Here is a 24279-nt window from a genome sequence, read left to right on the forward strand (position 1 = left end):
TCAGGGTGTGCGCCCGCTCTTGTGAGCTTTTCCGGTCGCGCTGCGCTTTCGCGGCTCGAAATCGTGTAGTTTCTGAAGCATGGCGCGGAGAGCGACCTGTTCGTCATCGCTCAGCACGCTGAAATTGGTCGCGTCGGCACGTGCCGTGATTGCTTCGATCGCGGTGCGCAGTTCGGCACCGTGTGGCGTCAGGTACAAGGCATGGCTGCGGCGGTCGCGGCCGGGACGACGCTCCACCGCGCCGAGTGCGACGAGTTCGTTGACGGCCTTCATGGTGCTGGCGCGATTGATGCCGAGTGCCCCGCCGAGCGCCATCTGGTCGCAGCCTTCATGCAGCGCGACGTAGATCACCGCCGTCGCCCGCGACGGCGTCACGCCGACTTCGCTGAGTTCCGCCGCCACCCGCGCGATCAGCTTCACCTCGGTACGATGAAGCAGATAGCCGAGATGCTCGGACAATGGGCCGAAGTCCGGCACAGCCTCTCCTTTTTCATTGTTTGCTAGCGATACAGTATCCCTGACATACAGTTCGTCAAGTGCAAAATGTCATATCGATTGATGCAAAGGGTGGGTCCACAGCCTCCGCCATCTCCACCTTCGATCGGATGACGCGGAAACATCATCGAATTTACGGTATGCTAGGCCCGCACTATCCCGGTGAGAATAATTTTCGACTCCGGCCACCCCGCCACGATGGTGGCCCGAACCGGATCAGTCCGCGTCAGGACCAGAGTCGGGTCAGCACCGATCGTGCCGCCCGATCGTCTCCACCGAGTCGTTCAAGGATGAATCGTTCCTGTTCGGCCATGATCCCGCGCGCATTCGTGCAGGTCGCCTTGCCCGTTTCGGTAAGGGTCAGCCCGTGCGATCGCCCGTTTACCGGTTGGCGCGTCACCAGACCGCGCGATTCCAATCCGGCGGCAAGCGGCACCATGTTCGCGCGCTTGATCCCTAGCATCCGCCCGAGGTCGCTCTGGGTGATTCGTGGATTGTGCTCGATCAACAGCAGAATCGAGGCCTCCGACACCTTCAGTCCGATCGCATCCAGACGCTGCGCCAGCTCGCCGATGATCGCATTGGATGCACGCCGCAACAGATAGCCAAGATGGCTGTCGAACGGATTTTCGAGAATGCGGTCTGCCGAATGGATCATGCCGGCATCGTACGATCCGGGCTTGCCGATGGCAAATTCGATTGTTATTCATCATAACATAATCAGGAGGGGAACGGATGATGCCGCACATCGATCTGAACATCGGAGGCAATGCGCGCGCCGCCTCGTCGGAGATGACGTTCGATCGGCGCGATCCCGTCACCGGCGCGGTCGCCACCACCGCTGCCGCCGCGACGATGGCGGATGCCACCGCCGCCGGCGATGCCGCCGCCGCCGCCCTGCCCGGCTGGTCCGCGCTCGGCCCGAACGCCCGCCGCGCGATGCTGTCGAAGGCCGCCGACGCGCTGGCGGCGAAGGCCGATGATTTCGTCGACGCGATGATGGGAGAGATCGGCGCGACCGAGGGCTGGGCCCGGTTCAACCTGATGCTGGCGGTCGGCATGGTGCGCGAGGCCGCCGCCCTGACCACCCAAATCGGCGGCGAGGTCATCCCCTCCGACAAGCCCGGCTGCATCGCGATGGCGCTGCGCGAACCCGCTGGCGTCGTGCTGGGCATCGCGCCGTGGAACGCGCCGATCATCCTCGGCGTCCGCGCGATCGCGGTGCCGCTGGCCTGCGGCAACACCGTAATCCTCAAGGCGTCGGAGCAATGCCCGCGCACACACGGCCTGATCGTCGAGGCGTTCGTGGCAGCGGGGCTGGGCGACGGCATCGTCAACCTCATCACCAACGCGCCGGCCGATGCCGGCGACGTGGTCGGCGCACTGATCGACCATCCGGCGGTGCGGCGGGTGAACTTCACCGGATCGACCGCGGTCGGCCGGGTAATCGCCAAACGCTGCGCCGAGCATCTGAAGCCCGCGCTGCTCGAACTGGGTGGCAAGGCACCACTGATCGTGCTGGACGATGCCGATCTGGACGAGGCGGTGAAGGCGGCGGCGTTCGGCGCGTTCATGAACCAGGGCCAGATCTGCATGTCGACCGAACGGATCATCGTGGTCGACGCGGTCGCCGACGCCTTCGCCGCGAAGTTCAGCGCCAAGGTGGCGACGATGGCGGTCGGCGATCCGCGCGCGGGCAAGACGCCGCTGGGCGCGGTGGTCGATCGCAAGACCGTCGCCCATGTCGCGGGACTTGTGCAGGATGCCCTGTCCGCAGGGGCGGAACAGTTGAACGGCGGCGCGGCGGACGGCGTGCTGATGCCCGCGCACGTGATCGACCGGGTGACGCCGGCGATGAAGCTGTTCCGCGAGGAAAGCTTCGGCCCCGTCGTCGCCATCGTCCGCGCGGCGGACGAGGCGGCGGCGATCACGCTGGCCAACGACACCGAATATGGCCTGTCCGCCGCAGTGTTCACCCGCGACACCGCGCGCGGCCTGCGCGTCGCCCGCCAGATCAGATCCGGCATCTGCCACATCAACGGCCCCACCGTGCACGACGAGGCGCAGATGCCCTTCGGCGGGGTGAAGGGGTCCGGTTACGGCCGCTTCGGCGGCAAGGCCGGCATCGACAGCTTCACCGAGCTGCGCTGGATCACGATAGAGACCGAACCCGGCCACTTCCCAATCTGAACCCGTCCAGTCACCGCATTCACCACCTTCAGGAGTTCCATTCATGACCACCGACATCGATCCCGTCGAACTCGCCACCGTCGCCTGCACCGTCGAGGACGGCGTCGCCTGGGTCAGCTTCAACCGCGCCGACAAGCGCAACTGCATGTCGCCGCGCCTCAACCGCCAGATGATGCGCGTGCTGGACGATCTGGAGTTCCGCAGCGACGTCGGCGTGCTGGTGCTGACCGGTGAAGGCACCGCCTGGTCCGCCGGCATGGACCTGAAGGAATATTTCCGCGAGACCGAGGCGCAGGGGCTTCAGGGCACGCGCGGCGCGCAGCGGGAAAGCTATGGCTGGTGGCGGCGGCTGCGCTGGTATCAGAAGCCGACGATCGCGATGGTCAATGGCTGGTGCTTCGGCGGCGCCTATGGCCCGCTGTTCGCCTGCGATCTCGCCTTCGCGGCGGAGGACGCGCAGTTCGGCCTATCGGAGATCAACTGGGGCATCCTGCCCGGCGGCGGCGCGGCCAAGATCGCGACCGAAATGACGTCGTTCCGCAACGCCATGTACCATGCGATGATGGGCGAGAATATTGACGGCCGAACCGCCGTCGAATGGGGCTTCGTCAACGAGGCGCTGCCGCTGGACAAGCTGAAGGCGCGCGTCGCCGAGGTGGCCGATGTCCTGAAGAAGAAGAACCCCGTCGCGCTGAAGGCGACCAAGGACGCGATCCGCCGCGTCCGCGAGATGACCTATGACAATGCCGAGGATTATCTGATCCGCGCGCAGGAAGCCGCCAACAGCTACGACAATGACGGCCGCAAGGAAGGCATCAAGCAGTTCATCGACGACAAGACCTACAAGCCCGGCCTGGGCGCGTACGACCTCTCCAAGCAGAAGGGCTGACCCGCGCCATGACGATCGCGTCTCTCGACCGACTGCTCCGCCCGCGTTCGATCGCGATCGTCGGCGCATCCGACAAGCCCGGCGCGCTCGGTGCATCGGTGCTCACCAATCTGGAGCGACAGGGTTATGCGGGTGACATCCACCTCATCAACCCGAAGCGGGACATGATCGGCGGGCGTGCCTGCATCAACAGCATCGCCGACCTGCCCGACGGCGTCGATGCCGCCGTGCTGGCGATCCCGCGCGTCGCCGTGCTGGACACCGTCCGCGCGCTGGCGGCGCGCGGCGTCGGCGCGGCGATCATCTTCTCCGCCGGGTTCGCCGAAGGCGGCGCGGAGGGGATGGCGGAACAGCAGGAACTGGCGCGCATCGCCGATGCGGCGGGCATGGTGATCGAGGGGCCGAACTGCCTCGGCCTCGTCAATTTCGTCGACGGCATCCCGCTGACCTTCGTCGAATTGCCGCCGGTGAAGATCGACGGCGGCAAGCGGATCGGCATCGTGTCGCAATCGGGCGCGATGGCCGCGGTGCTGGGCGTGTCGCTCATCAGCCGCGCGCTGCCGCTCTCCTTCTCCGTGTCGACGGGGAACGAGGCGGCGAGCGGGGTGGAGGATTATGTCGATTACCTGATCGACCATGACGACACCCGCGTGATCGCGATGATCGTCGAACAGTTCCGCAAGCCCGCCCGCTTCCTCGACGCCGCCCGGCGCGCCCGCGCCGCCGGCAAGCATATCGTCCTGCTCCATCCGGGCCAGAGCAGCGCCGCGCGCGAATCCGCCGCCACCCATACCGGCGCGATGGCCGGCGACTATGCGGTCATGCGCACACTCGTGCAGCGCGCGGGCGTCATCTTCGCCGAAACGCTGGAGGAACTGGCCGACATCGCCGAGATCGCGCTGCGCTGCGCCACGCTGCCGCAGGGCGGAACCGCGGTGATCGTCGAATCCGGTGCGTTCAAGGCGCTGACGCTCGACTTTTGCGAGCAGATCGGCCTGTCGCTGCCCGCGATCCACGATGCCGACAGCCCGGCGCTGCGCGCGACGATTCCCGATTTCGTCCCGGTGTCCAACCCGCTGGACGTCACCGCGCAGGGTCTGGTCGATCCCGACCTGTATCGCCGCACCATCGCGGCGCTGGTCGACGACGACCGCTTCGGCACCATCATCGTGCCGCTGATCCAGACCGATCCCGGCACCAGCCGGATCAAGTTCCCGACCATCGCCGCCGCGATCCGCGACATGACACCCGCCAAGCCGGTAATCGTCGTCGGGCTGGACGAAGGGGCGGAGGTGCCGGCCGCCTATATCGACGAGCTGCGCGCGCTGGGCGTGCCCTATTTCCCGACCACGGAACGCGTCTATCGCGCGGTCAAGCGGCTGTCCGACCATGCGGCGCGCGATTTCGCGACGGCCGACGGCGCACCCACGCCCCTCCCTGCGCTGGCCGACGCAGGCGGGGTCGTGCCCGAATATCGCGCCAAGGCGCTGCTCGGCCCGCTCGGCATCCCCTTTCCGCAGGCGACGCTTGCCACCACGGCGGCCGAGGCGCTGGCCGCGGCCGAGGCGATGGGCTGGCCCGTCGTGCTGAAAGCGCAGTCGACCGACCTGTCGCACAAGAGCGATGCCGGCGGCGTGATCGTCGGGCTGGCCGATCCGGCCGCGCTGGCCGCCGGATGGGACCGGCTGGCCGCCAACATCGCGCATCACCGGCCCGGCCTGATCCTCGACGGCGTGCTGGTGGAGAAGATGGGCGAGCGCGGCACCGAACTGATCGTCGGCGCGCGCAACGACCCGGAATGGGGACCGGTGATCCTGCTCGGCTTCGGCGGGGTGATGGCCGAACTGCTCCACGACGTCCGCCTCGTGCCCCACGATCTGACCCGCGCGGCGATCGTCGCGGAACTGCGCCAGCTGAAAAGCGCGGCGCTGTTCGACGGGTTCCGTGGTTCGCCGGCGCTGGATGTCGATGCGGTCGCCGACATCGTGATCGCGGTCGGCCGCCTGCTCGCCGCCGAACCCGCGATCCGCGAAATCGATCTCAATCCGGTGCTGGTCTACCCCGTCGGCAAGGGCGCGGTCGCGCTCGATGCGTTGATGCTGGTCGATACGGGCGGCTAGCAGCACGGGCGCGACCGCGAACACGACGATCCGAACAATGAAACCGGCGCTCGACCGGTAGGGAAACGATAGCGAGGGAACAAGAGGATGGCTGAGGACCCACGTCGGATATTGAGCGACGCACCGATGCGACGGCCACAGGTCGTAGCGATCGCGCTTTGCGTGCTGCTCAACGCGCTCGACGGGTTCGACGTGCTGTCGATCAGCTTCGCGTCACCCGGTATCGCGAAGGAATGGAGCGTCGATCGTGCCGCGCTCGGCATCGTGCTGTCGATGGAACTGATCGGCATGATGGCCGGGTCGATCGGCCTCGGTGCGCTGTGCGATCGGATCGGCCGCCGCCCGACGATTCTCGCCTGCCTCGCGATCATGGGGTCGGGCATGGCGATGGCGATGCACGCCCGCAATATCGAGATGCTGTCGGTCTTTCGGCTCTTCACCGGGGTCGGAATCGGCGGAATGCTCGCGGCGACCAACGCCGTGACCGCCGAGTTCGCCAATGCCCGCCGCCGCAGCATGGCGATCGCGATCATGGCGACCGGCTATCCGATCGGCGCGATCGTAGGCGGATCGATCGCGTCGATGATGTTCGCCGCCGGCCATGACTGGCGATCCGTCTTCGCGATCGGCGCCGTCGCCACCGCGCTGTGCATTCCGCTGACCTGGTTCCTGCTGCCCGAAACGGTGTCGTTCCTGGTCCACAAGCGCCGCGCCGATGCGTTGGAGCGCGTCAATGCGGTCATGCGCCGGTTGGGCCATGCGGTCGTCGATGCCCTGCCCGCATCCGTCCCCGGCGCATCACGGGGCGGTATCGGCCAATTGTTCCGGCCCGGTCTGGCGGCGATCACGATGCTGCTCACCCTCGCCTATTTCGCGCATATCATGACCTTCTACTTCATCCTGAAATGGACGCCGAAGATCGTCGCCGACATGGGCTTTTCGCCATCGTCGGCGGGCGGCGTGCTGGTGTGGGCGAACATCGGCGGCGCGACCGGGTCGCTGGTGCTCAGTCTGTTGACGCAAAAGCTGCCGGTCCGCTGGCTGACGATCGGCGCGATGCTGCTGTCGACCGCGATGGTGGCGGGGTTCGGCCACGCACCAGCCAATCTCGCGACGCTGTCGCTGATCGTGGCGATCGCGGGTTTCTGCACCAACGGCGCGATCGTCGGCATGTATGCGATGATTGCCCAGTCATTCCCCACCGCGCTGCGGGCGAGCGGTACCGGCTTCGCGATCGGCGTCGGGCGCGGGGGCGCGGCGCTCAGCCCGATCGTGGCAGGCTTCATGTTCCAGGGCGGGATCGGCTTTGCCGGCGTCGCGCTGACCATGGCGCTGGGATCGGTGGTCGCTGCCGGCGCGGTCTTCCTGCTCCGCTACGAAGACCGCGCCGCGCTGACGGGTTAGGCGATTTCCTCGGGCAGCAATTCGGTATCGACCTGCGCCTGCATCGCGGGCAGGTATCGCCGCCCCGCCATCGCACCGGGCACGAAGATCGCATCGACCGCCGCCAGCGTCGCATCGGACAAGGTCAGGGACGCCGCCGCGACATTCTTGTCGAGATGCGCAGGGTTGCGCGTCCCCGGCAGCGCGACGACGAACGGATGCCGCGCCAGCACCCAGCCCAGCGCAAGCTGCCCCGGCGTCACTCCCGCCGCCACCGCCACGGCGTCGAACCGCGCGACCAGTTCCAGATTGTGCGACAGGTTCGGCTCCACAAAGCGCGGCAGATTGCCCCGCAGGTCGCCCGCCGGATAGTCCGCCGCCTTGATCGCGCCCGCCAGCAACCCCCGGCACACCGGCGAAAAGGCGACGAAGCCGATCCCCAGTGCCGCGCAGGCGTCGAACACCGCCACCTCAGCATTGCGGACGCAGGGGGAGAATTCGGTCTGGATCGCGGCGATCGGATGGACCGCGTGCGCGCGGCGGATGGTCGCGGCCGACATCTCTGACAGCCCGATCGCGCCGATCTTCCCCGCCTCGACCGCGCGCACCAGCGCCCCCACCGACTCCTCGATCGGCACATTGCGATCGAGCCGGTGGAGATAATAGAGGTCGATATGGTCGGTCCGCAGCCGCTCCAGCGCGCCGTCCAGCGTCCGCGCGATCGCCGCCGGCCGGCCGTCCAGACCGCGCTTGCCGTCGAACATGCCCAACACGCATTTGCTCGCCAGCGTATACTCGCGGCGGCGATGGCCGACCGCCCGCGCCACCAGCCGCTCATTCTCGCCGTCACCATACAGCGCGGCGGTGTCGAGCATCGTCACGCCCGCATCCAACGCGTGGTTGAGCAGCCGGATGGCGTCCGCCTCGCCCGGGAAATCGCCATAGCCGTGGTTCAGCCCCATGCAGCCGAGGCTGACGGCGGACACGTCGATGGTGCCGAGGCGGCGGGATGGCAGGACGGGCATGGGCAACTCGCAGGATGACGGCGGCGGATCGACATCGTTCTTCCGCGATCGTGATCCGCGCCGCAACCGGGATCGCCGCGGCCGCGGTCAGCGGGCGAGCTGTAGCTCCAGTTCGCCGAGCACGCGGTAACAGTCGAACACCTTCGCGACCGAGCTGTCGGGTTCGCGGCCCTCGCGGATCGCGGCGATAAATTCGCGGTCCTGCAACTCGATGCCGTTCATCGACACCGCCACCTGCGACACGTCGATCGGCTCCTCGCGCCCGTTCACCAGATCGTCGTAGCGCGCGATATAGGTGCCGTTGTCGCAGATGTAGCGGAAGAAGGTGCCCAGTGGCCCGTCATTGTTGAAGCTGAGCGACAGGGTGCAGATCGCGCCGCTCTCGCTCTTCAACTGGATCGACATGTCCATCGCGATGCCCAGTTCGGGGTGGATCGGCCCCTGGATCGCATTGGCCTGCACGATCCGGCCCGCCTGATGCGCGAACAGATCGACCGTGTGAGCCGCGTGGTGCCACAACAGATGGTCGGTCCAGCTCCGCGCCTCACCCTTCGCGTTGATGTTCTTGCGGCGGAAGAAATAGGTCTGCACGTCCATCTGTTGGACCGCGATCTCGCCCGCCACGATCCGGTTGTGGACGAACTGATGGCTCGGATTGAAGCGGCGGGTGTGGCCGACCATGCAGACGAGGCCGGTTTCCCGCTGCACCCGCAGCACGTCCTGCGCGTCGGCCCAGCTGTCGGCCAGCGGGATCTCGACCTGCACGTGCTTGCCCGCCTTCATGCAGGCGATCGCCTGTTCGGCGTGCATCTGCGTCGGGGTGCACAGGATCACCGCGTCGACATCGTCCCGCGCCAGGGCCTCGGACAGGTCGGTGGTCGCGTGCGCCGCGCCATATCTGTCCGCGACGGCGCGCGCCTGATCCAGTTCGCGGCTGACGATCGAGGTGATCGTAACGCCCTCGATATTCTTCAGGCCGTCTAGATGTTTTTCGCCGAACGCGCCCGCGCCGGCCAGTGCTATACGCATGGGATTTCCTGTTCGGGTTGAAGGACGATGTGCCCGACCGCGGTGTTGCTTGCGGGGACGTGATAATGGCGGTGCAGCGCGCGGGTGCGCCGGCCCAGCGCGCCGCGCATGATCAGCCACATGACCAGCTCGATCCCCTCCGACCCCGCTTCGCGCAGATAGTCGATATGCGGCATGCGGCGCAGTTCGTCGGTGTCGCCCACCAGCCGGTCGAGAAACAGATTGTCCCATTCCCGGTTGATGAGGCCCGCGCGCGGCCCCTGAAGCTGGTGGCTCATGCCCCCGGTGCCCCAGACCTGCACGTTCAGATCCTCGCCGAAGCTCGCCACCGCCTTGGCGATCGCCTCGCCCAACGCCCAGCAGCGGTTGCCGGTCGGCGGGGGATAGGTGACGACGTTGACCGCGATCGGGATCACCCGGCACGGCCAGGCATCGGGCTTCCCGAACATCATCGACAGCGGCACGGTCAGCCCGTGATCGACCGTCATCTCGTTGATGATCGTCATGTCGAATTCGTCGAGGATGCAGCTTTGCGCGATGTGCCACGCCAGGTCGGGGTGGCCCATCACGACCGGCACCGGGCGCGGTCCCCAGCCTTCGTCGGCGGGTTCGAACGATTCCGCGCAGCCGATCGCGAAGGTCGGGATGATCCGCATGTCGAAGGCCGACGCATGGTCGTTATAGACCAGGATCACGACGTCGGGCTTCTGTTCGGCCTGCCACGCCTTCGTCCAGTCATAGCCGGCAAAGGCGGGCGCCCAATACGGTTCGGCGGTCCTGTCCAGATCGGATGCGACGCCCAGCGCGGGGATGTGGCTGCTGGCGATGCCGGCGGTGATGCGCGCCATCAGCTGCCGTCCCTGATCGACCGCGCGCCGACCGGCGACCGGCCGCCCGCGATCATCATCGCCGTATAATCGTCCAGGCTCATGCCGCTCATCGTGCTCACCGCCTGCAGGAAGCTCTGGCCGTCGGTCGAGAAGACCTTGGCCATGAAATAGATGTTGCCGCCCAGATCGAGCAGCCGGTTGTAATCGCGGTCCAGCACCGCCTGCCGCTGTTCGGCGGTCATCGGCCATGCCTCCAGATAGGCGCGCTCGTCCGCCTTCCAGCGTTCGCGATTCTCCGCCTTCATCAGGCTCATTGCGAACTGGTTGAGGTGATAGCCCTGCCGCGCCCGTTGCGCGGTGAAGAAGCGCGTGCCGGGAATGTCGTCGAACTGGGCGAGATATTCGTGAATATCGCGCGGCTGGCGGGGAAGGTCGCTCACCGCCCGCGCGCCTTCAGCATCGCGTCCAGACGGGGAAAGACCCGGCGGGCATTGCCCTCGAAGATCGCGCGCCGTTCGGCATCGCTGATCTCCAGCGCGTCGACATAGCGTTTGGTGTCGTCGAAATAATGCCCGGTCTGCGGGTCGATACCGCGCACTGCGCCGACCATCTCCGATCCGAACAGGATGTTCCTGTTCTCGATCACGTCGGCCAGCAGGTCGATCCCCGGCTGATGATAGACGCAGGTGTCGAAGAACACATTGTTCATCAGATGCCCGGCCAGCGCCGGCTTCTTCAGCATGTCGGCCAGCCCGCGATACCGCCCCCAGTGATAGGGGACCGCACCGCCGCCATGCGGGATGATGAAGCGCAGCGTCGGGAAATCGGCGAACAGGTCGCCTTCCAGCAACTGCATGAACGCGATCGTGTCCGCCGCGATGTAATAGGCCCCGGTCGCGTGCAGCCCCGGATTGCAGCTGCCCGACACGTGGATCATCGCCGGCACGTCCAGTTCGACCATCGCCTCGTAGAAGGGATACCAGTAGCGGTCGGTCAGCGGCGGATGGCGGAAATGCCCGCCGCCCGGATCGGGGTTGAGGTTGCAGCCGATGAACCCCATGTCGACGCAGCGCCGCAGTTCCGCGATCGAACCCTGCATGTCGGCAGCCGGCGACTGCGGCAACATGCACACCGCGGCGAAGATGTCGGGGTAGAGATCGACGCACCGCGCGATCAGGTCGTTGTTGGCGCGCGCCCAGGCGATCCCCACGCCCTCGTCCCCGACATGCGGCGCCATGGCGGACGCGCGCGGGGAAAAGATCGTCATATCCGCCCCGCGTTCACGCAGCAGGCGGATCTGGTTTTTCTCCAGCGTCTCGCGGATCTCGTCGTCGGCGATCGCGGGATAGGCGGGCGCTGGCCGCCCCGCCTCGAACGCCGCGACCTGATCCTCGCGCCAGCGGTTATGCGCGGTCGGCGCGGTGGTATAATGGCCGTGGCAATCGACGATCATCGTCATGCGGCGTCCCTCCTGTCGTCGTTGATCTGCCCGATCTTGGCGGACAGCCCCGGTGCGGGGCGCTGCACCCCCAGTTCGCCGATCGCGCGCTGCCGCAGGACGGTGGCGCGCGTCATCGCGCTGCCGGTGCCGAGCGCATCGAGCGTTTTCGTGACCTCTTCCATCTCGGCGGCGCGGCGCAGTCCATGGATCATCATGCGATCGAGATTATAATCCGCCCGCGCCGCCCACGGCTTCGCCCGGTCGCTGGCATCCAGCGATGCGAACACCTCCGCCGAAACGCCCGCCGCCGCCGCCGCCAGCGCGCATTCGGCCGTCAGCGCCTCCATCCCCTTCACCATCACCGACCGGATCATCTTGATCGACGACGCACGGCCGATCTCGTGCCCGACGACGTCGATCCGCGTGAAGCCCAGCGCCGCCAGCGCCACCTGCGCCGCGCCTGCCGCCGCCCCGCTCAGCAGCAGCGGCACCGAAAGCCGCGCGGGGTCGACCGGCGCCATCACCGCAACGTCCACATAGCATCCGCCCGCCGCGTCGATCAGCCGCGCCGCCGCCCGCTTGGTTTCGGGCGCGACGCTGTTCATGTCGCAATAGAGCGCGCCGGGCGCGATCGCCGCCGCCGCTGCCGTCGCGACCGCCAGCGCCTGATCCGCCGTCACCAGCGACAGGATGACCGGCGCGTCGCGAACCGCATCCGCCAGCCGGTCGCAACCCGCGACGCCGGCCATGGCATAGGCCGCGCGCATCCCCGCGCTCCCTTCCGTGCCCGCACCATCGCTCAGGCGATCATGAACGCGCGCGCCACTCCACCCCCCGGCGGTGGCGAAGGTGCGTCCGGCTTCGCCGAACCCGATCAGGGCGAGCATCGTCTCCATCGCCGGGGACCTGCCGCCTTTGCGCCGCCCCGACCAATCGGATTGCACGCGCATCCATTAGATTATGCGAAGTCTCCGCTATTCCTGCTCGGCCAGCGTCTCGATGAAGCGGCGTTGCAACGCCGTCGGTCGCCAGTCGTCGCGCGTCGAGATGCCGATCGTGCGGCCGACATCGCCGGGCACCGGGCCGATCGCCGCCAGCCAACCCGCCTCCAGCTCGACACGGACCTGATCGGTGGACAGCAGGGTCAGGAAATCGCTGCCGACCAGTATCTGGCGCACCATGATGACCGACCCGCATTCGATCGGCACATGCGGGGCCGCGACCCCGGCTGCGGCGAACATCGATGCCCACAGCGCGTACAGCGGCGTCCCCGGCGCGGGGACGATCCACGGATAGGACGCCAAGTCGCGCGCATCCACCGTGCCGCCCCGCGCGGCAAGCGGATGGCCCGCGCGGCCGATGATGATCGGACGGTCCTCGAACAGCGGCCGTTGCGCGATCCCGTCGGGCGCCTCCGCCCGCAGCGCGCCGACCATCAGGTCGATCTCGCCATCGCGCAGCGGCCCGACCAGTTCGGCGTGCGATCCCTCGACGATCGTCAGATCGACCTGCGGATGCCGGGCATGGAACAGCCCGATCGCCTGCGGCAACAGGCGCGCCCGCGACAGCGGCATCGCCCCGATCACGATCCGCCCCACCTCGCGCCCGTGCAGCGCCGCGAGTTCCGCGATGCCCGACCGCAATTCGACCAGCGCCAGCCGGAAATTACGCGCGACCGCCAGCCCCCGCGCAGTCAGCGCGATGCCGCGGCCACGCCGCTCGACCAGCCGCTGGCCGATGCCCACCGACAGGTCGCCCACCGCCCGGTGCAGCGACGCCTCGCTCAGCCCCGTGGCCCCGGCCGCCGTGGCATAGCTGCCGGCATCGGCGACCGCCAGAAACGCGCGGATCTGCGCGCCGGTTGAATGGCCTCTGCCGATCCGCCGCAACGCCGCCTCGGCCCGCGGGGCCAGGATATGCGCCGCGTCGGTCGGCATCATGCCGTCCGCCCGCCGGTCGAACAGCGTCAGGCCGATCTGCGCCTCCAGCTTGGCCAGTCCCTGCGTCACCGCCGGCTGCGTCAGGTTGACGGCGCGCGCGGCGCTGCTGATCCGCCCGGTCGCGACGATCGCGACCATCGCGCGCAGGTGCCGGCTATTGAGACTGAGCGGGTCCATGATGCGCGATTAGCAAAAACTTATGCGGCGCGCACGAATTGCATTTGTCGCGGATCGGGCCGGCTGTCCATGACGCCCGGCAGCGTACAGGGTCGAAGGGAATTGGCATGTCGGGCATCGTCGTCCAGAATATCGCACGCGCCGATCCGGCCGTCATCGACGGGCTGGCCCACCACGGCGTCGCGACGGTGCACGAGGCGCAGGGCCGTACCGGTCTGCTCGCCCCGCACCTGCGGCCGATCTATCCCGGCGCACGGATCGCGGGCAGCGCGGTCACGATCTCCGCCGCGCCCGGCGACAACTGGATGATCCATGTCGCGATCGAACAGTTGCAGCCCGGCGACATCATCGTGCTCGGCCCGACCAGCCCCAGCACCGACGGCTATTTCGGCGATCTGCTTGCGACCTCGGCGATGGCGCGCGGCTGTCGCGGACTGGTGATCGATGCCGGTGTGCGCGACATACGCGACCTGACGCAGATGGGCTTTCCGGTCTGGTCGAAGGCGGTGCACGCACAGGGCACGATCAAGGCGACGATCGGATCGGTCAACGTCCCGGTCGTGTGCGCGGGCGCGCTGGTCAATCCCGGCGACATCGTGATCGCCGATGACGACGGCATCTGCATCGTCGCGACTGCCGATGCCGCCGCCGTGCTGGAAAAGGCCGATGCGCGCGCGGCGATCGAGGAATCCAAGCGCCAGCGGATGGCGGCGGGTGAACTGGGTCTCGACATCTACGACATGCGCCCCCGGCTGGCGCAGATGGGCCTGAAATATGTCTGATCCGGCGAGCGATGGCGTCCGCTGCATGTGGATGCGCGGCGGCACGTCGAAGGGCGGTTATTTCGTCAGGGACGATCTACCCGCCGACCGCGATGCCCGCGACGCCTTCCTGCTCCGCGCGATGGGCTCGCCCGATCCGCGCCAGATCGACGGCATGGGCGGCGGTGATCCGCTGACCAGCAAGGTCGCGCTGGTATCGCGGTCGGACCGCGCGGGCGTCGATATCGACTATCTGTTCCTGCAGGTCTTCGTCGATCGCCCGATCGTCAGCGGCCAGCAGAATTGCGGCAACATCCTGGCCGGCGTCGGCCCCTTCGCGATCGAGCGCGGGCTGGTCGCACCGACCGGCGACGAGACGCGGGTGGCGATCTTCATGGAGAATACCGGCCAGATCGCGGTCGCGACCGTGGCGACGCCGGGCGGCGTGGTCGACTATGCCGGTACGGCGCGGATCGACGGCGTGCCGGGCGGCGCATCCCCGATCCCGCTCGAATTTCGCGATACCGCCGGATCCTCCTGCGGCGCGCTACTGCCGACGGGGAACGCGGTCGACGAAGTGAACGGCATCCGCGTCACCCTGATTGACAATGGCATGCCCTGCGTCGTGATGAAGGCGGCCGATGTCGGCATCACCGGCTATGAAAGCCGCGACGAACTCGACGCCGCCACCGACCTGAAGGCACGAATCGAGGCGATCCGCCTCGCGGTCGGCGAACGCATGAATCTGGGCGACGTGCGCGACAAGTCGGTGCCAAAGATGATGCTCGTGGCCCCGCCCCTTCATGGCGGCGCGATCACGGTGCGCAGCTTCATCCCGCACCGTGCACATGCGTCGATCGGCGTGCTGGGCGCGGTCAGCGTCGCGACCGCCTGCCTGATCGCCGGATCGCCCGCGGCAGAGGTCGCGACGGTTGCCGCGGGTCGCCGCAAGACGCTGTCGGTCGAACACCCCACGGGGGAGACGACCTGCGTGATCGAACTGGACGAACGGGGCGCGGTGCAGACCGCGGCGATGCTGCGCACCGCGCGCAAGCTGATGGACGGAAAGGTTTTCGCATGAGCACCGACGCAGCGGGCCGCATCACGAGCTGGCACCCGAACCCCACCGTCCCGCGCTTCGTGCCGCCGCCCGGCGCGGTGGACGCGCATTGCCATGTGTTCGGGCCGATGGCCGACTTCCCGTTCAGTGCGCAGGCGAAATACCTGCCCGCCGATGCCGGACCCGACATGCTGTTCGCCCTGCGCGACCGGCTAGGCTTCGCGCGCAACGTCATCGTCCAGGCCAGTTGCCACGGCACCGACAATGCCGCGACGCTGAACGCCATCGCCCGTTCCGGCGGCATGGCTCGCGGCGTCGCGGTGGTCGATCCGGCCATCACCGATCGCGAACTGGAAGCGCTACATGACGGCGGCATTCGCGGCGTCCGCTTCAACTTCCTCAAGCGACTGGTCGACAACGCGCCCAAGGACAGGTTCCTCGAAATCGCCCGTCGCATCCAGCCGCTCGGCTGGCACGTCGTCATCTATTTCGAGGCGGATATCCTCCAGGAATTGCGCCCCTTCCTCGATGCGATCCCGACATTGATCGTCGTCGACCATATGGGCCGCCCCGACGTCACGCAGGGCCCCGACGGTGCCGACATGACGGCGTTCCGCACCCTGCTCGACAGCCGCGACGACATCTGGACCAAGGTCACCTGCCCCGATCGCCTCGAAGAACCCGCCGGCCCGCCCTGGGACCGGTTCGTCACGGTGGTACGCCCGCTGGTCGAGGATTATCCCGACCGCGTGCTGTGGGGCACCGACTGGCCACACCCCAACATGCAGAACGCCGTGCCCGACGACGGCGCACTGGTCGACATCATCCCCCGCATCGCGGTGACGGCGGACTTGCAGCGGACGTTACTCGTGACGAACCCGATGGCACTGTACTGGCCGGAAGATCGCGGCATCCCGCCCAGCCTCTGACCGGTGCAATCCGGCTTCGGATGTCAGGAGCATCGGGATCATGCCAGACGACGCAACAATCCGATCAGAATGATCCGTTCGGCGCTTGAGAGGTTGGCAAGCAGCCGATCCTCATGCGCCCCGATGCGAGCCAGACAATCCGCGACCATGGCACTGCCCGCAGCGGTCAGTGTCAGTGCGAAGGCACGTCTGTTGCTGGGCACCACGACGCGCGTGATCAGATCCCGTTCTTCCAGTTCGGCAATGAGTCCGACGATGTTTGCACGCTTGATCTCCAGGGCGTCGGCAATGCTGCCCTGATTGATCCCGGGATTGGCCGCGATCAACGCCAACACGCCGAACAGCACCTGACGAATCTCGGTTCCGGCCATCGCTTCGGAGAAACTCCTGTCGAGACCGTTTCCGACGCGTCGCACCTGATAGCCGACGAACGCATCTAGAAGACTCGTATCGATCTGCCCACGCTGTTTCGTCGTCACGCGATACCTGTAATTTTGCTCCGATCCCTGTGTTCACTTCCCCACGAAGGGTCAATAGCTGCCTTGGTATGATTATCGTGATAACTGAGCAACATATATATCACATATCAGTAGGCTGGTGAAGTTGCCCGCAACATCGCAAGTTTTTCAGCTAAACCATTGTGATAATAGATTGATATGTCACATTGCATTCCATAGGATTCTGGCTATCCGGCCCGTCAAGGATGCATCCCGCCATCACGGGACGCCTGAGATCAAAGGGGGGGATGGCATATGAGAAGCTTCCTGTTGGCCACGTCGTGCATGATTTTTGCCGCACCAGTCGCTGCGCAGAATGGACGCAACACCACGGCAGGGCTCATCAGCCTCGTGTCGGCACGGCCGCGTCTGGGCGAGTTCAGCGGCAGCGCCGACATCGGCTATGGCAATTACGACGCGGTTCAGGGAACGGGCGTGCTGAACGTGCCGCTGGGCACGTCGGCGGCATTGCGCGCTGCCGTCAACTACGACCGTCGGGACAGCTATCTCACCCCGGCCAACGACACCTATGACGTCGATCCGTTCAAGGACAATCTGTCGGGCCGCCTGTCGTTGCTGGTCAAGCCGACCGACCGGCTGACCGTCGTCCTTCGCGGCGATTACAGCGTCATCAAGGGGCATCCGGGGCCGCAGGTCCAGTTGTCGACGCTCTATCAGGGTCCGTTCGCAAACCCGGCCGACGGCGAGTTGGGGCAGAACCCGGTGCCACGGTCCGGCGGCCGGGAAGCGCTCAGCACCGTCGGCTATTCCGAACGCCGGCAATCCAATCGCGACAACCGCTCATGGGGTATCCAGGGCGACGTCACCTATGAATTGTCGGAAACGCTGACCGCCAGCTATGTCGGTTCGTACCGCAAGTTCAAGCGCGACGAGGAGTTCACCGGCGTGACCGGGCTTGTCCGCGCCACGGGCCTGTACGCCACCACGCCGCAGACGTTCGATGGCGATTATGCGCAGAATTCGCAGGAACTGCGCCTTGCCTATGACAGCAACGCCCTCAAGCTGCAGGCCGGCGGCTTCTTCTTCCGCGAGATGTCCGAGGTCGATTTCTTCCTATACGGTTCGCAGGGGTTCCAGCCGGGGCAGCGCGGCTACATCTTCGGCTTCCCGCAGGATACGGTGTCGAAGTCGCTCGCCTTCTTCGGTCAGGGTACGCTGACGCTCGTCGACGGGCTGCGCGCCACCGGGGGCGTCCGCTGGACCAAGGACGACAAGAGCCGCGTCGGCGCGACGATGTTCCATGCCAACCTGTCAGACCCGCTCGCCTTCACGACCGGAACGCAGCCCGGGACCACCAATCCGCGCAGCTCACGCGATTCGCTCAACGACGCATCGGTCGCCTATCGCAAGGTGACATGACGCGGCGGTCTGGAATATGATCTGGGGCCGCAGACCCTGCTCTATGGATCGATGTCCACCGGCTACAAGGCGGGTGGCTTCAACGACGGCTGCCTCGCGGGCGCGACCAACTGCGCCGGTGCGGCGATCTCCCCCCCGATCTGCTGTTCTACGAGCCCGAGACGCTCACGGCCTATGAGATCGCCTTCAAGACCCGGGTGCCCGGCAACGCGGGGCGCCTGAACGGCAGCTATTTCCATTACGACTACACCAACCTGCCGCTGTCGCAATTGACGCTGATCGCGGGTGCGCCGACGCAGCGGACGCTCAATGCCGGGCAGGCCAAGATCGACGGTGTCGAGCTGGAGAGCGTCATCACCCCCGCGCGCAACCATCAGTTCGACGTCTCGGCGACCTGGCTCAACGCCCGTTACACCGATTATCTGGTGGACGCGGTCGGGCCGTTGTTCGCCCAGTTCGCCGGGCGCAAGCTGGACCGCTCGCCCGGATGGACGGTGTCGGCCGCCTATGACTGGCGCATCCCGCTCGCCAATTTCGGCGCGGGGTTCGACGATGGCGTCGCCCAGCTCACCGATCCGCGGCTGTACGGCGTACGCGTCGGCACACGTTTCCGAACCTCGCGGGCAGGCCCCCGCCTGCCCGTGACCGCCGTTCGCCCCTTGCCGGACGGGGCGATCGGTCGACGACGACGAACAACCGTCCCGCCGGAGAGCAGTCGTGAAAACCCGGATCGCCACATTTCTGCCCCTGACGTTCGCCATGGTGGCCATGGCGCCGCCCGCACCGGTTTCGGGGGTCGTGCAGGCGACCGGAGCGACGGAGCCGCGTCGGATCGCGCTCGATGAGCGGAATGGCCCGGTAATCGTCGTCGACGAGCTGCGTTTTCGCGATCTCGATCGCAATGGTGCGCTGACACCTTATGAAGACTGGCGTCTGCCGATCGCGCGGCGCGTCGACAATCTGGTGCATCGCATGAAGCTGGCGGAAAAGGCCGGCACGATGATGCACGGCTCGCTGCCCGCCAGTGACGGCGTGATCGGTGCGTCCGCGTTAGGCTATGATCGTGGGGGCGTGGAACGGATGATCGCCGACCTGAAGATCACCAACGCCATCACCCGCCTGTCGGTGTCGCCACGGCGCATGGCGGAAGAGAACAACGCGCTACAGGCGATCGCGGCGCGTACCCGTCTCGGCATTCCACTGACGATCAGTTCGGATCCGCGACACCATTTCCAGACCGTCGTCGGGGCCAGTTCCGGGGCCGGCGGCTATTCGCAATGGCCCGAGACGCTGGGCTTCGCCGCGCTGCGCGATCCGGCCCTGATGCGGCGTTTCGCCGATATCGCGCGCCGCGAATATCGCGCCACCGGCGTCCATCAGGCATTGTCGCCCCAGGCCGACCCGTTCACCGAACCGCGCTGGTCGCGTGGCACCGGCACCTTCGGATCGGACCCCGCCGTCGCCCGCACCTTGGTCCAGGCCCATGTCGCCGGCTTTCAGGGCGGCGAGCAGGGACTGACGCGCGACGGCGTGATGGCGGTGGTCAAGCACTGGGTCGGCTATGGCGCCAATCCGGACGGGTTCGACGGACATAACCGTTACGGCCGGATCGCGGTGCTCGACGACGCCTCGCTGCAAAAACATATCGAGCCGTTCAAGGGCGCGTTCGCCGCACGGGTCGCGGGCGTCATGCCGACCTATGACATCATCACCGGTGTCACCATCGACGGCAAGCCGGTGGAACCGGTCGCCGCCGGCGTCAACCGGCAACTGCTCGGCCTGTTGCGCACCCGCTACCGGTTCGACGGCATCATCCTGTCGGACTGGGGCATCACGCGGGACTGCGCGCGCCAATGCGTGGCGCCGACCCGGCCGCAGCGCCCGGCCCGAGATCGCGATGCCGTGGGGCGTCGAGACCCTTTCCCAGCGCGGCCGTTTCGTGAAGGGGGTTGCGGCGGGCCTCGACCAGTTCGGCGGCGTCGAGACGCCCGGCGTCATCATCGATGCGGTCCACGCGGGGACCTTGCCGGAAGGACGGATCGACCAGTCGGTCGCGCGTATCCTGGCGGTCAAGTTCCAGCTCGGCCTGTTCGAGAACGCCCTCGTCGATCCCGAAGCGGCGGCCCGCGTCGTCGGCGCTCCCGATATCCGGCGCGAAGCCGAACGGGTACAGGCTACAGCGCAGGTGCTGTTGAAGAACGACGGTGGCCTGCTGCCGTTGCGCGCCGGCACCCGTGTCTATCTGTCCGACATCGATGGCGCGGCGGCACGCGCGCACGGGCTGACCGTGTTCGACGATCCGGCACAGGCCGATGTCGCGCTGGTGCGTGCGGCCACCCCCTATGAAACGCCGCACCCGTTCCACTTCTTCGGATCGCGCCAGCACGAAGGGCGGCTGGACCTGCGGCCCGGCGACAAGGATCATGACGCCATCGTGCGGCTGGCGCGGATCAAGCCCGTCGTCATGGCGATCTTCCTCGACCGCCCCGCCGTGCTGACCCGCGTGGCCGGATCGGCGCGGGCCATCATCGGCAATTTCGGTATTGGCGACGATGCGCTGCTCGCTGCCGTGACCGGCGCCATCCCCCCCCGCGGCCGGCTACCCTTCGAACTGCCGCGCTCGATGGAGGCCGTGCGACGGCAGAACCCGGCAGACCCCGACGATAGCGGCGAGCCGTTCTACGCCTTCGGTGCCGGATCGTCCCTGCCCGACCAATAGAGCGGTCGCGGCGGATCCCTGCCGTTCTCCGGCCTCCGGGGGTATCACGAAGGTGACCCGAGATCGTGGAGAACGCGCTTCTGGCGCCGAGGAGCCGATTCGGCCCGCTGCGATCATGCAGGCGGTCGCCACATACTCGCGCAAGGTCGCCCAGGCCTTGATGCCTTGTACTTCATTGGCTTGTGACAGGAGCCCCCCCGGGCCGAACCGCGGTTATGCGGCGGCGGGTCCCGCGACGGCTTGACCTAACCCCCCGTCATGTGGGTCAAGGCGCACGGGCCGATGCGCCGCCCGCCGCGACCGGAAACCCATATGATGCGCCGCTACCCGACCATCGCCCTCCTCCTCGCGGCGGTCGCCATGCCGCTGGCGGCGCAGGTCCCGGCCCCCGCCGAATGGGAACGGCCCGAGGTAATCCGCCAAGGCGCGGAGCCGATGCACGCGACCTTCGACGGGTTCGAGACGCGGGCGGGCGCCCTGTCGCGCGACGTGCGCCGGTCGCGGTATCACCTGTCGCTCGATGGCGACTGGCGCTTCCATCTGTCGCCCACGCCGGAGGCGCGGCCGGCGGATTTCCACCGGCCCGACTACGACGTATCCAGCTGGGGCACGGTGACGGTGCCCGGCATCCTGCAGGCGCAGGGGCATGGCGGGCCGGTGTTCGTGGGCTCGGGTTATCCCTTTCCGCGCAACCAGCCCTGGATCGATCACACGCTGAACGAGGTCGGATCGTACCGGCGCGATTTTACCGTGCCCGCGCATTTCGCGGGGCGGCGCCTGCTGCTGACGGTCGGGGCGGCGGGTGCCGCCTATTACATCTGGGTCAACGGCGTCCGCGTCGGCTATTCGGAGGATTCGAAACTGCCCGCCGAGTTCGACGTGACCGCCGCCGCCCGGCCGGGCCGCAACACGGTGGCGATCGAACTCTATCGTTACGCCGATGGCAGCTATCTGGAGGATCAGGACTTCTGGCGCGTCAACGGCATCGAACGCGGCATCACCCTGTATGCCGCGCCCGCCACGCGCATCCGCGACCTGTCGGTCGGCGCCGGGCTGGACCGTGCCTATCGCGACGGTCGCCTGACGCTGGCGGTCGACGTCGCCGGCACGACCGACCCGACGGCCCGGTTGCGCGCCACCTTGCTCGACGGCAAGCGCCCGCTGCTGACGCGGGAGATGCCCGTGGCGGGCGGCAAGGCGGCCCTCGACGCCACCCTGCCCGCGATCCGGCCGTGGAGCGCGGAGACGCCCGACCTCTACACGTTGCTGGTCGAACTGGTCGATGCGAAGGGCCGGTTGATCGAGGCGACCAGCCGCCGCATCGGCTTCCGCACCGTCGAGATCGCGGGCGGGGAGGTGCGGGTGAACGGCCGTCGCATCATGATCCGCGGCGTCAATCGCCACGAACATGATCCGCACAGCTTCCGCATCGTCTCGGAGGGGACGATGCGCCGCGATATCGAACTGATGAAGCAGGCAAACGTCAACGCGGTCCGCACCTCGCATTATCCCAACGATCCGCGCTGGTACGATCTCGCCGACGAATATGGCCTGTACGTGATGGACGAGGCGGATATCGAGAGCCACGGCTATCTCAGCCTGTCGCAGCAGAACGACAACGATCCCGCCGTCCTCCTCGGCAACAAGCCCGAATGGCGTGCCGCGCATCTCGACCGGGTGGAACGGATGGTGGAGCGGGACAAGAGCCATCCGTCGATCATCTTCTGGTCGCTGGGCAACGAAACCGGCATCGGCACCAGTTTCGAGGCGGCGGCGAAATGGGTGAAGGCGCGCGACCCGTCGCGGCTCGTCAGCTTCCTCGGCTGGAGCATGAGCGGCTGGCGCCATCCGGTGAACACCTATGTCGATATCTTCGCGCCGATGTACGACGATGTGTGGAAACTGGCCGATTACGCGCAGCAACCCGGCCTCACCCAGCCGCTGATCCTGTGCGAATACGCCCACGCGATGGGCAACAGCCTGGGCAATTTCGCGGATTACTGGGACGTGATGCGGCGCTACCCGAAGCTGCAGGGCGGCTTCGTATGGGACTGGGTCGACCAGACGATCATCCTGAAGGACAAGGCGGGCCGCGACTATTTCGCGCAAGGGCCCGATTTCGCCAACAAGGGCGGTGACGACAGCCCGGTCGGCGACGGCGTGATCCGATCGGACCGCACGCCCGACCCGGAATATTTCGAGCTGGCGAAGGTCCAGTCGCCAATCGCCTTCGCGCAGATGCGGCCCGGATACGCGGTCGAGAACCGGCACGACCATATCGACCTGTCGCGCTTCACGCTGGACTGGACGATGATGGAGGATGGCCGCGCCGTCGCCAGCGGTATGATCCCCACGCCGGTGGTGGCGCCCGGCGGCCACGCCCCCCTCGCCTTCACCCCGCCACCCGCCCGCGATGCGGGCGCGGAACGTATCCTGGTACTGCGCGCCCGCGCGAAGCCGGGGGCGATCCCGATGGTCGCGGCGGGCCATGTCGTCGGCTGGGAACAGTTTCCGCTGACGGCCCCGCGCGAACCGGCCGCCGCCACCGCCACCGTCGCGCCGGTCGCGGCGGGTGACGTGCTGCGGCTGGCGGCGGGCGATGCGGTGCTGGAGATCGATCGCGCCACCGGCCTCGTCCGCCGCTATGCGCGCGGGGACCGCACGCTGCTGACCGGCGGCGCCCCCGATTTCTGGCGGGCGCCGACCGACAACGACATCGGCAGCGGCGTGCCGAAGAGCCATGCGATGTGGAAGCAGTTCTCCCGGAACCGCCGCGTCGACGGGGTCGCGGGTGAGGGCGATGCGATCGTCGTCCGCCATGACATGGGCGTCGGATCGGTGAAGACGGTCACCCGCTGGACGATGGCGGCGGACGGCACGGTGCGGGCGGAGGTCGATTTCACCCCGCTGCGCACCACGCTCCCCGATCCACTGCGCGTCGGCCTCGCCTTCCGCACGCCCGCCGCGCTCGACCGGGTCCGCTGGTTCGGGCGAGGGCCGCACGAAACCTATGCCGATCGCAAGACCGGCGGGCTGGTCGCGATCTGGCAGGGGGCGCTGGCCGACCAGTATCACGGCTATGCCCGGCCGCAGGAGTCGGGCAGCAAGCAGGATGTGCGCTGGATCGCGCTGACCGGTGCCGGCGTACCGGGGCTGCGCGTCACGGGCGCCCGGCCGCTGTCGGTCAACGCCCTGCCCTTCCCCTATGACGATCTGGAAACCGCCCGGCACAGCAGCGACATCCGCCCGCACGGCGACGGCACGCTGCTGATCGACGCGGCGCAGGCGGGGGTCGGCGGCGACACCGGCTGGAACCTCGATGGCCGGGCGCACATGCCCTATCGCATCGCGGTGAAGCCGTTGTCCTACAGCTTCACGATCGGCGCCGACCGGCCGTAAAGCCGGCGGGCCAGC

21 protein-coding genes and 1 pseudogene are annotated in these 24279 nt (G+C 67.5%); 12 read left to right on the top strand and 10 right to left on the bottom strand.

The genetic code is table 11. The features are described 5' to 3' along the window. Both IFT82_RS00190 and IFT82_RS00195 read right to left on the bottom strand, forming a co-directional pair. Entirely contained in the window at positions 1-477 is a 477-nt protein-coding gene (locus IFT82_RS00190) for a MarR family transcriptional regulator (RefSeq protein ID WP_192123204.1), read from the bottom strand. A 244-nt stretch (positions 478-721) separates the two neighbouring features. Further along, on the bottom strand, positions 722-1153 hold the full coding sequence (locus IFT82_RS00195) for a MarR family winged helix-turn-helix transcriptional regulator (protein WP_192123206.1): 432 nt from the start codon (positions 1151-1153) through the stop codon (positions 722-724). A gap of 134 nt (positions 1154-1287) precedes the next feature. Here IFT82_RS00195 and IFT82_RS00200 point away from each other — a divergent pair, with 134 nt between their 5' ends. The 4 genes from IFT82_RS00200 (at position 1288) to IFT82_RS00215 (ending at position 7098) form a co-directional block, all read left to right on the top strand. Then, positions 1288-2685: an aldehyde dehydrogenase gene (locus IFT82_RS00200; protein WP_199860276.1), complete on the top strand. Its 1398-nt coding sequence runs from the start codon at positions 1288-1290 to the stop codon at positions 2683-2685. 43 nt (positions 2686-2728) lie between these two features. Continuing rightward, the gene (locus tag IFT82_RS00205; RefSeq protein WP_192123210.1) at positions 2729-3574 is read left to right on the top strand and encodes a p-hydroxycinnamoyl CoA hydratase/lyase; all 846 of its coding nucleotides are present in this window, start codon (positions 2729-2731) and stop codon (positions 3572-3574) included. 8 nt (positions 3575-3582) lie between these two features. Continuing rightward, entirely contained in the window at positions 3583-5694 is a 2112-nt protein-coding gene (locus IFT82_RS00210) for an acetate--CoA ligase family protein (protein ID WP_192123212.1), read from the top strand. An 87-nt stretch (positions 5695-5781) separates the two neighbouring features. Beyond that, positions 5782-7098, top strand: coding sequence for an MFS transporter (locus IFT82_RS00215; protein ID WP_192123213.1), 1317 nt, complete (start codon positions 5782-5784; stop codon positions 7096-7098). Here IFT82_RS00215 and IFT82_RS00220 read toward each other — a convergent pair. The 7 genes from IFT82_RS00220 to IFT82_RS00250 all read right to left on the bottom strand — a co-directional run bounded on the left by IFT82_RS00220 (position 7095) and on the right by IFT82_RS00250 (position 13519). Beyond that, complete coding sequence (locus IFT82_RS00220) at positions 7095-8102, bottom strand: aldo/keto reductase (RefSeq protein ID WP_192123215.1); 1008 nt, start codon at positions 8100-8102, stop codon at positions 7095-7097. The two genes, IFT82_RS00215 and IFT82_RS00220, sit on opposite strands and share 4 nt — an antisense overlap. Before the next feature lie 87 nt (positions 8103-8189). Next, positions 8190-9131, bottom strand: a complete 942-nt coding sequence (locus IFT82_RS00225) for a Gfo/Idh/MocA family oxidoreductase (protein WP_192123217.1) — start codon at positions 9129-9131, stop codon at positions 8190-8192. Next, positions 9122-9979 carry a class III extradiol dioxygenase subunit beta gene (locus IFT82_RS00230; protein ID WP_192123219.1) on the bottom strand — a complete coding sequence of 286 codons (858 nt, stop codon included), beginning with the start codon at positions 9977-9979 and terminating at the stop codon, positions 9122-9124. Before IFT82_RS00230 ends, IFT82_RS00225 begins: the two co-directional genes overlap by 10 nt. Next, a complete protein-coding gene (ligA, locus tag IFT82_RS00235; protein WP_192123220.1) occupies positions 9979-10401 on the bottom strand; it encodes a protocatechuate 4,5-dioxygenase subunit alpha in 423 nt (140 codons plus the stop codon). The genes IFT82_RS00230 and ligA overlap by 1 nt, the downstream gene beginning before the upstream one ends. Further along, positions 10398-11420: an amidohydrolase family protein gene (locus IFT82_RS00240; RefSeq protein ID WP_192123221.1), complete on the bottom strand. Its 1023-nt coding sequence runs from the start codon at positions 11418-11420 to the stop codon at positions 10398-10400. Before IFT82_RS00240 ends, ligA begins: the two co-directional genes overlap by 4 nt. Then, the gene (locus IFT82_RS00245) at positions 11417-12298 is read right to left on the bottom strand and encodes an NAD(P)-dependent oxidoreductase (protein ID WP_192123222.1); all 882 of its coding nucleotides are present in this window, start codon (positions 12296-12298) and stop codon (positions 11417-11419) included. Before IFT82_RS00245 ends, IFT82_RS00240 begins: the two co-directional genes overlap by 4 nt. A gap of 78 nt (positions 12299-12376) precedes the next feature. Beyond that, a complete protein-coding gene (locus tag IFT82_RS00250; protein ID WP_192123223.1) occupies positions 12377-13519 on the bottom strand; it encodes a LysR family transcriptional regulator in 1143 nt (380 codons plus the stop codon). A gap of 107 nt (positions 13520-13626) precedes the next feature. Here IFT82_RS00250 and ligK point away from each other — a divergent pair, with 107 nt between their 5' ends. From ligK to IFT82_RS00265, 3 genes are read left to right on the top strand one after another with little or no spacing between them, the layout of a single operon-like run. After that, positions 13627-14301, top strand: a complete 675-nt coding sequence (gene ligK / locus IFT82_RS00255; protein WP_192123226.1) for a 4-carboxy-4-hydroxy-2-oxoadipate aldolase/oxaloacetate decarboxylase — start codon at positions 13627-13629, stop codon at positions 14299-14301. After that, the gene (locus IFT82_RS00260) at positions 14294-15361 is read left to right on the top strand and encodes a 4-oxalomesaconate tautomerase (protein ID WP_244646309.1); all 1068 of its coding nucleotides are present in this window, start codon (positions 14294-14296) and stop codon (positions 15359-15361) included. The genes ligK and IFT82_RS00260 overlap by 8 nt, the downstream gene beginning before the upstream one ends. Then, positions 15358-16269 (top strand): amidohydrolase family protein, encoded by a 912-nt coding sequence (locus IFT82_RS00265; protein WP_192123228.1) that lies wholly within the window; start codon positions 15358-15360, stop codon positions 16267-16269. Before IFT82_RS00260 ends, IFT82_RS00265 begins: the two co-directional genes overlap by 4 nt. Positions 16270-16307: 38 nt before the next feature. Here IFT82_RS00265 and IFT82_RS00270 read toward each other — a convergent pair whose 3' ends face one another. Beyond that, positions 16308-16748 (bottom strand): MarR family winged helix-turn-helix transcriptional regulator, encoded by a 441-nt coding sequence (locus IFT82_RS00270; RefSeq protein WP_342355007.1) that lies wholly within the window; start codon positions 16746-16748, stop codon positions 16308-16310. A 303-nt stretch (positions 16749-17051) separates the two neighbouring features. Here IFT82_RS00270 and IFT82_RS00275 point away from each other — a divergent pair, with 303 nt between their 5' ends. The 5 genes and pseudogenes from IFT82_RS00275 (at position 17052) to IFT82_RS00295 (ending at position 24264) form a co-directional block, all read left to right on the top strand. Beyond that, a complete protein-coding gene (locus IFT82_RS00275; RefSeq protein WP_207105714.1) occupies positions 17052-18146 on the top strand; it encodes a hypothetical protein in 1095 nt (364 codons plus the stop codon). 143 nt (positions 18147-18289) lie between these two features. Continuing rightward, entirely contained in the window at positions 18290-18991 is a 702-nt protein-coding gene (locus IFT82_RS00280) for a TonB-dependent receptor domain-containing protein (protein WP_244646387.1), read from the top strand. A 295-nt stretch (positions 18992-19286) separates the two neighbouring features. Then, positions 19287-19922 (top strand): annotated as a pseudogene (locus IFT82_RS20675) (glycoside hydrolase family 3 N-terminal domain-containing protein); the annotation flags it as partial. Between the two features lie 121 nt (positions 19923-20043). After that, positions 20044-20865 (top strand): glycoside hydrolase family 3 C-terminal domain-containing protein, encoded by an 822-nt coding sequence (locus IFT82_RS20680; RefSeq protein WP_244646311.1) that lies wholly within the window; start codon positions 20044-20046, stop codon positions 20863-20865. Positions 20866-21177: 312 nt separating this feature from the next. Next, positions 21178-24264, top strand: coding sequence for a glycoside hydrolase family 2 TIM barrel-domain containing protein (locus tag IFT82_RS00295; RefSeq protein ID WP_192123234.1), 3087 nt, complete (start codon positions 21178-21180; stop codon positions 24262-24264). Positions 24265-24279: the final 15 nt, after the last annotated feature.

It is taken from the genome of Sphingomonas sp. CFBP 8760, assembly GCF_014841615.1.
Taxonomy (GTDB): Bacteria; Pseudomonadota; Alphaproteobacteria; order Sphingomonadales; family Sphingomonadaceae; genus Sphingomonas.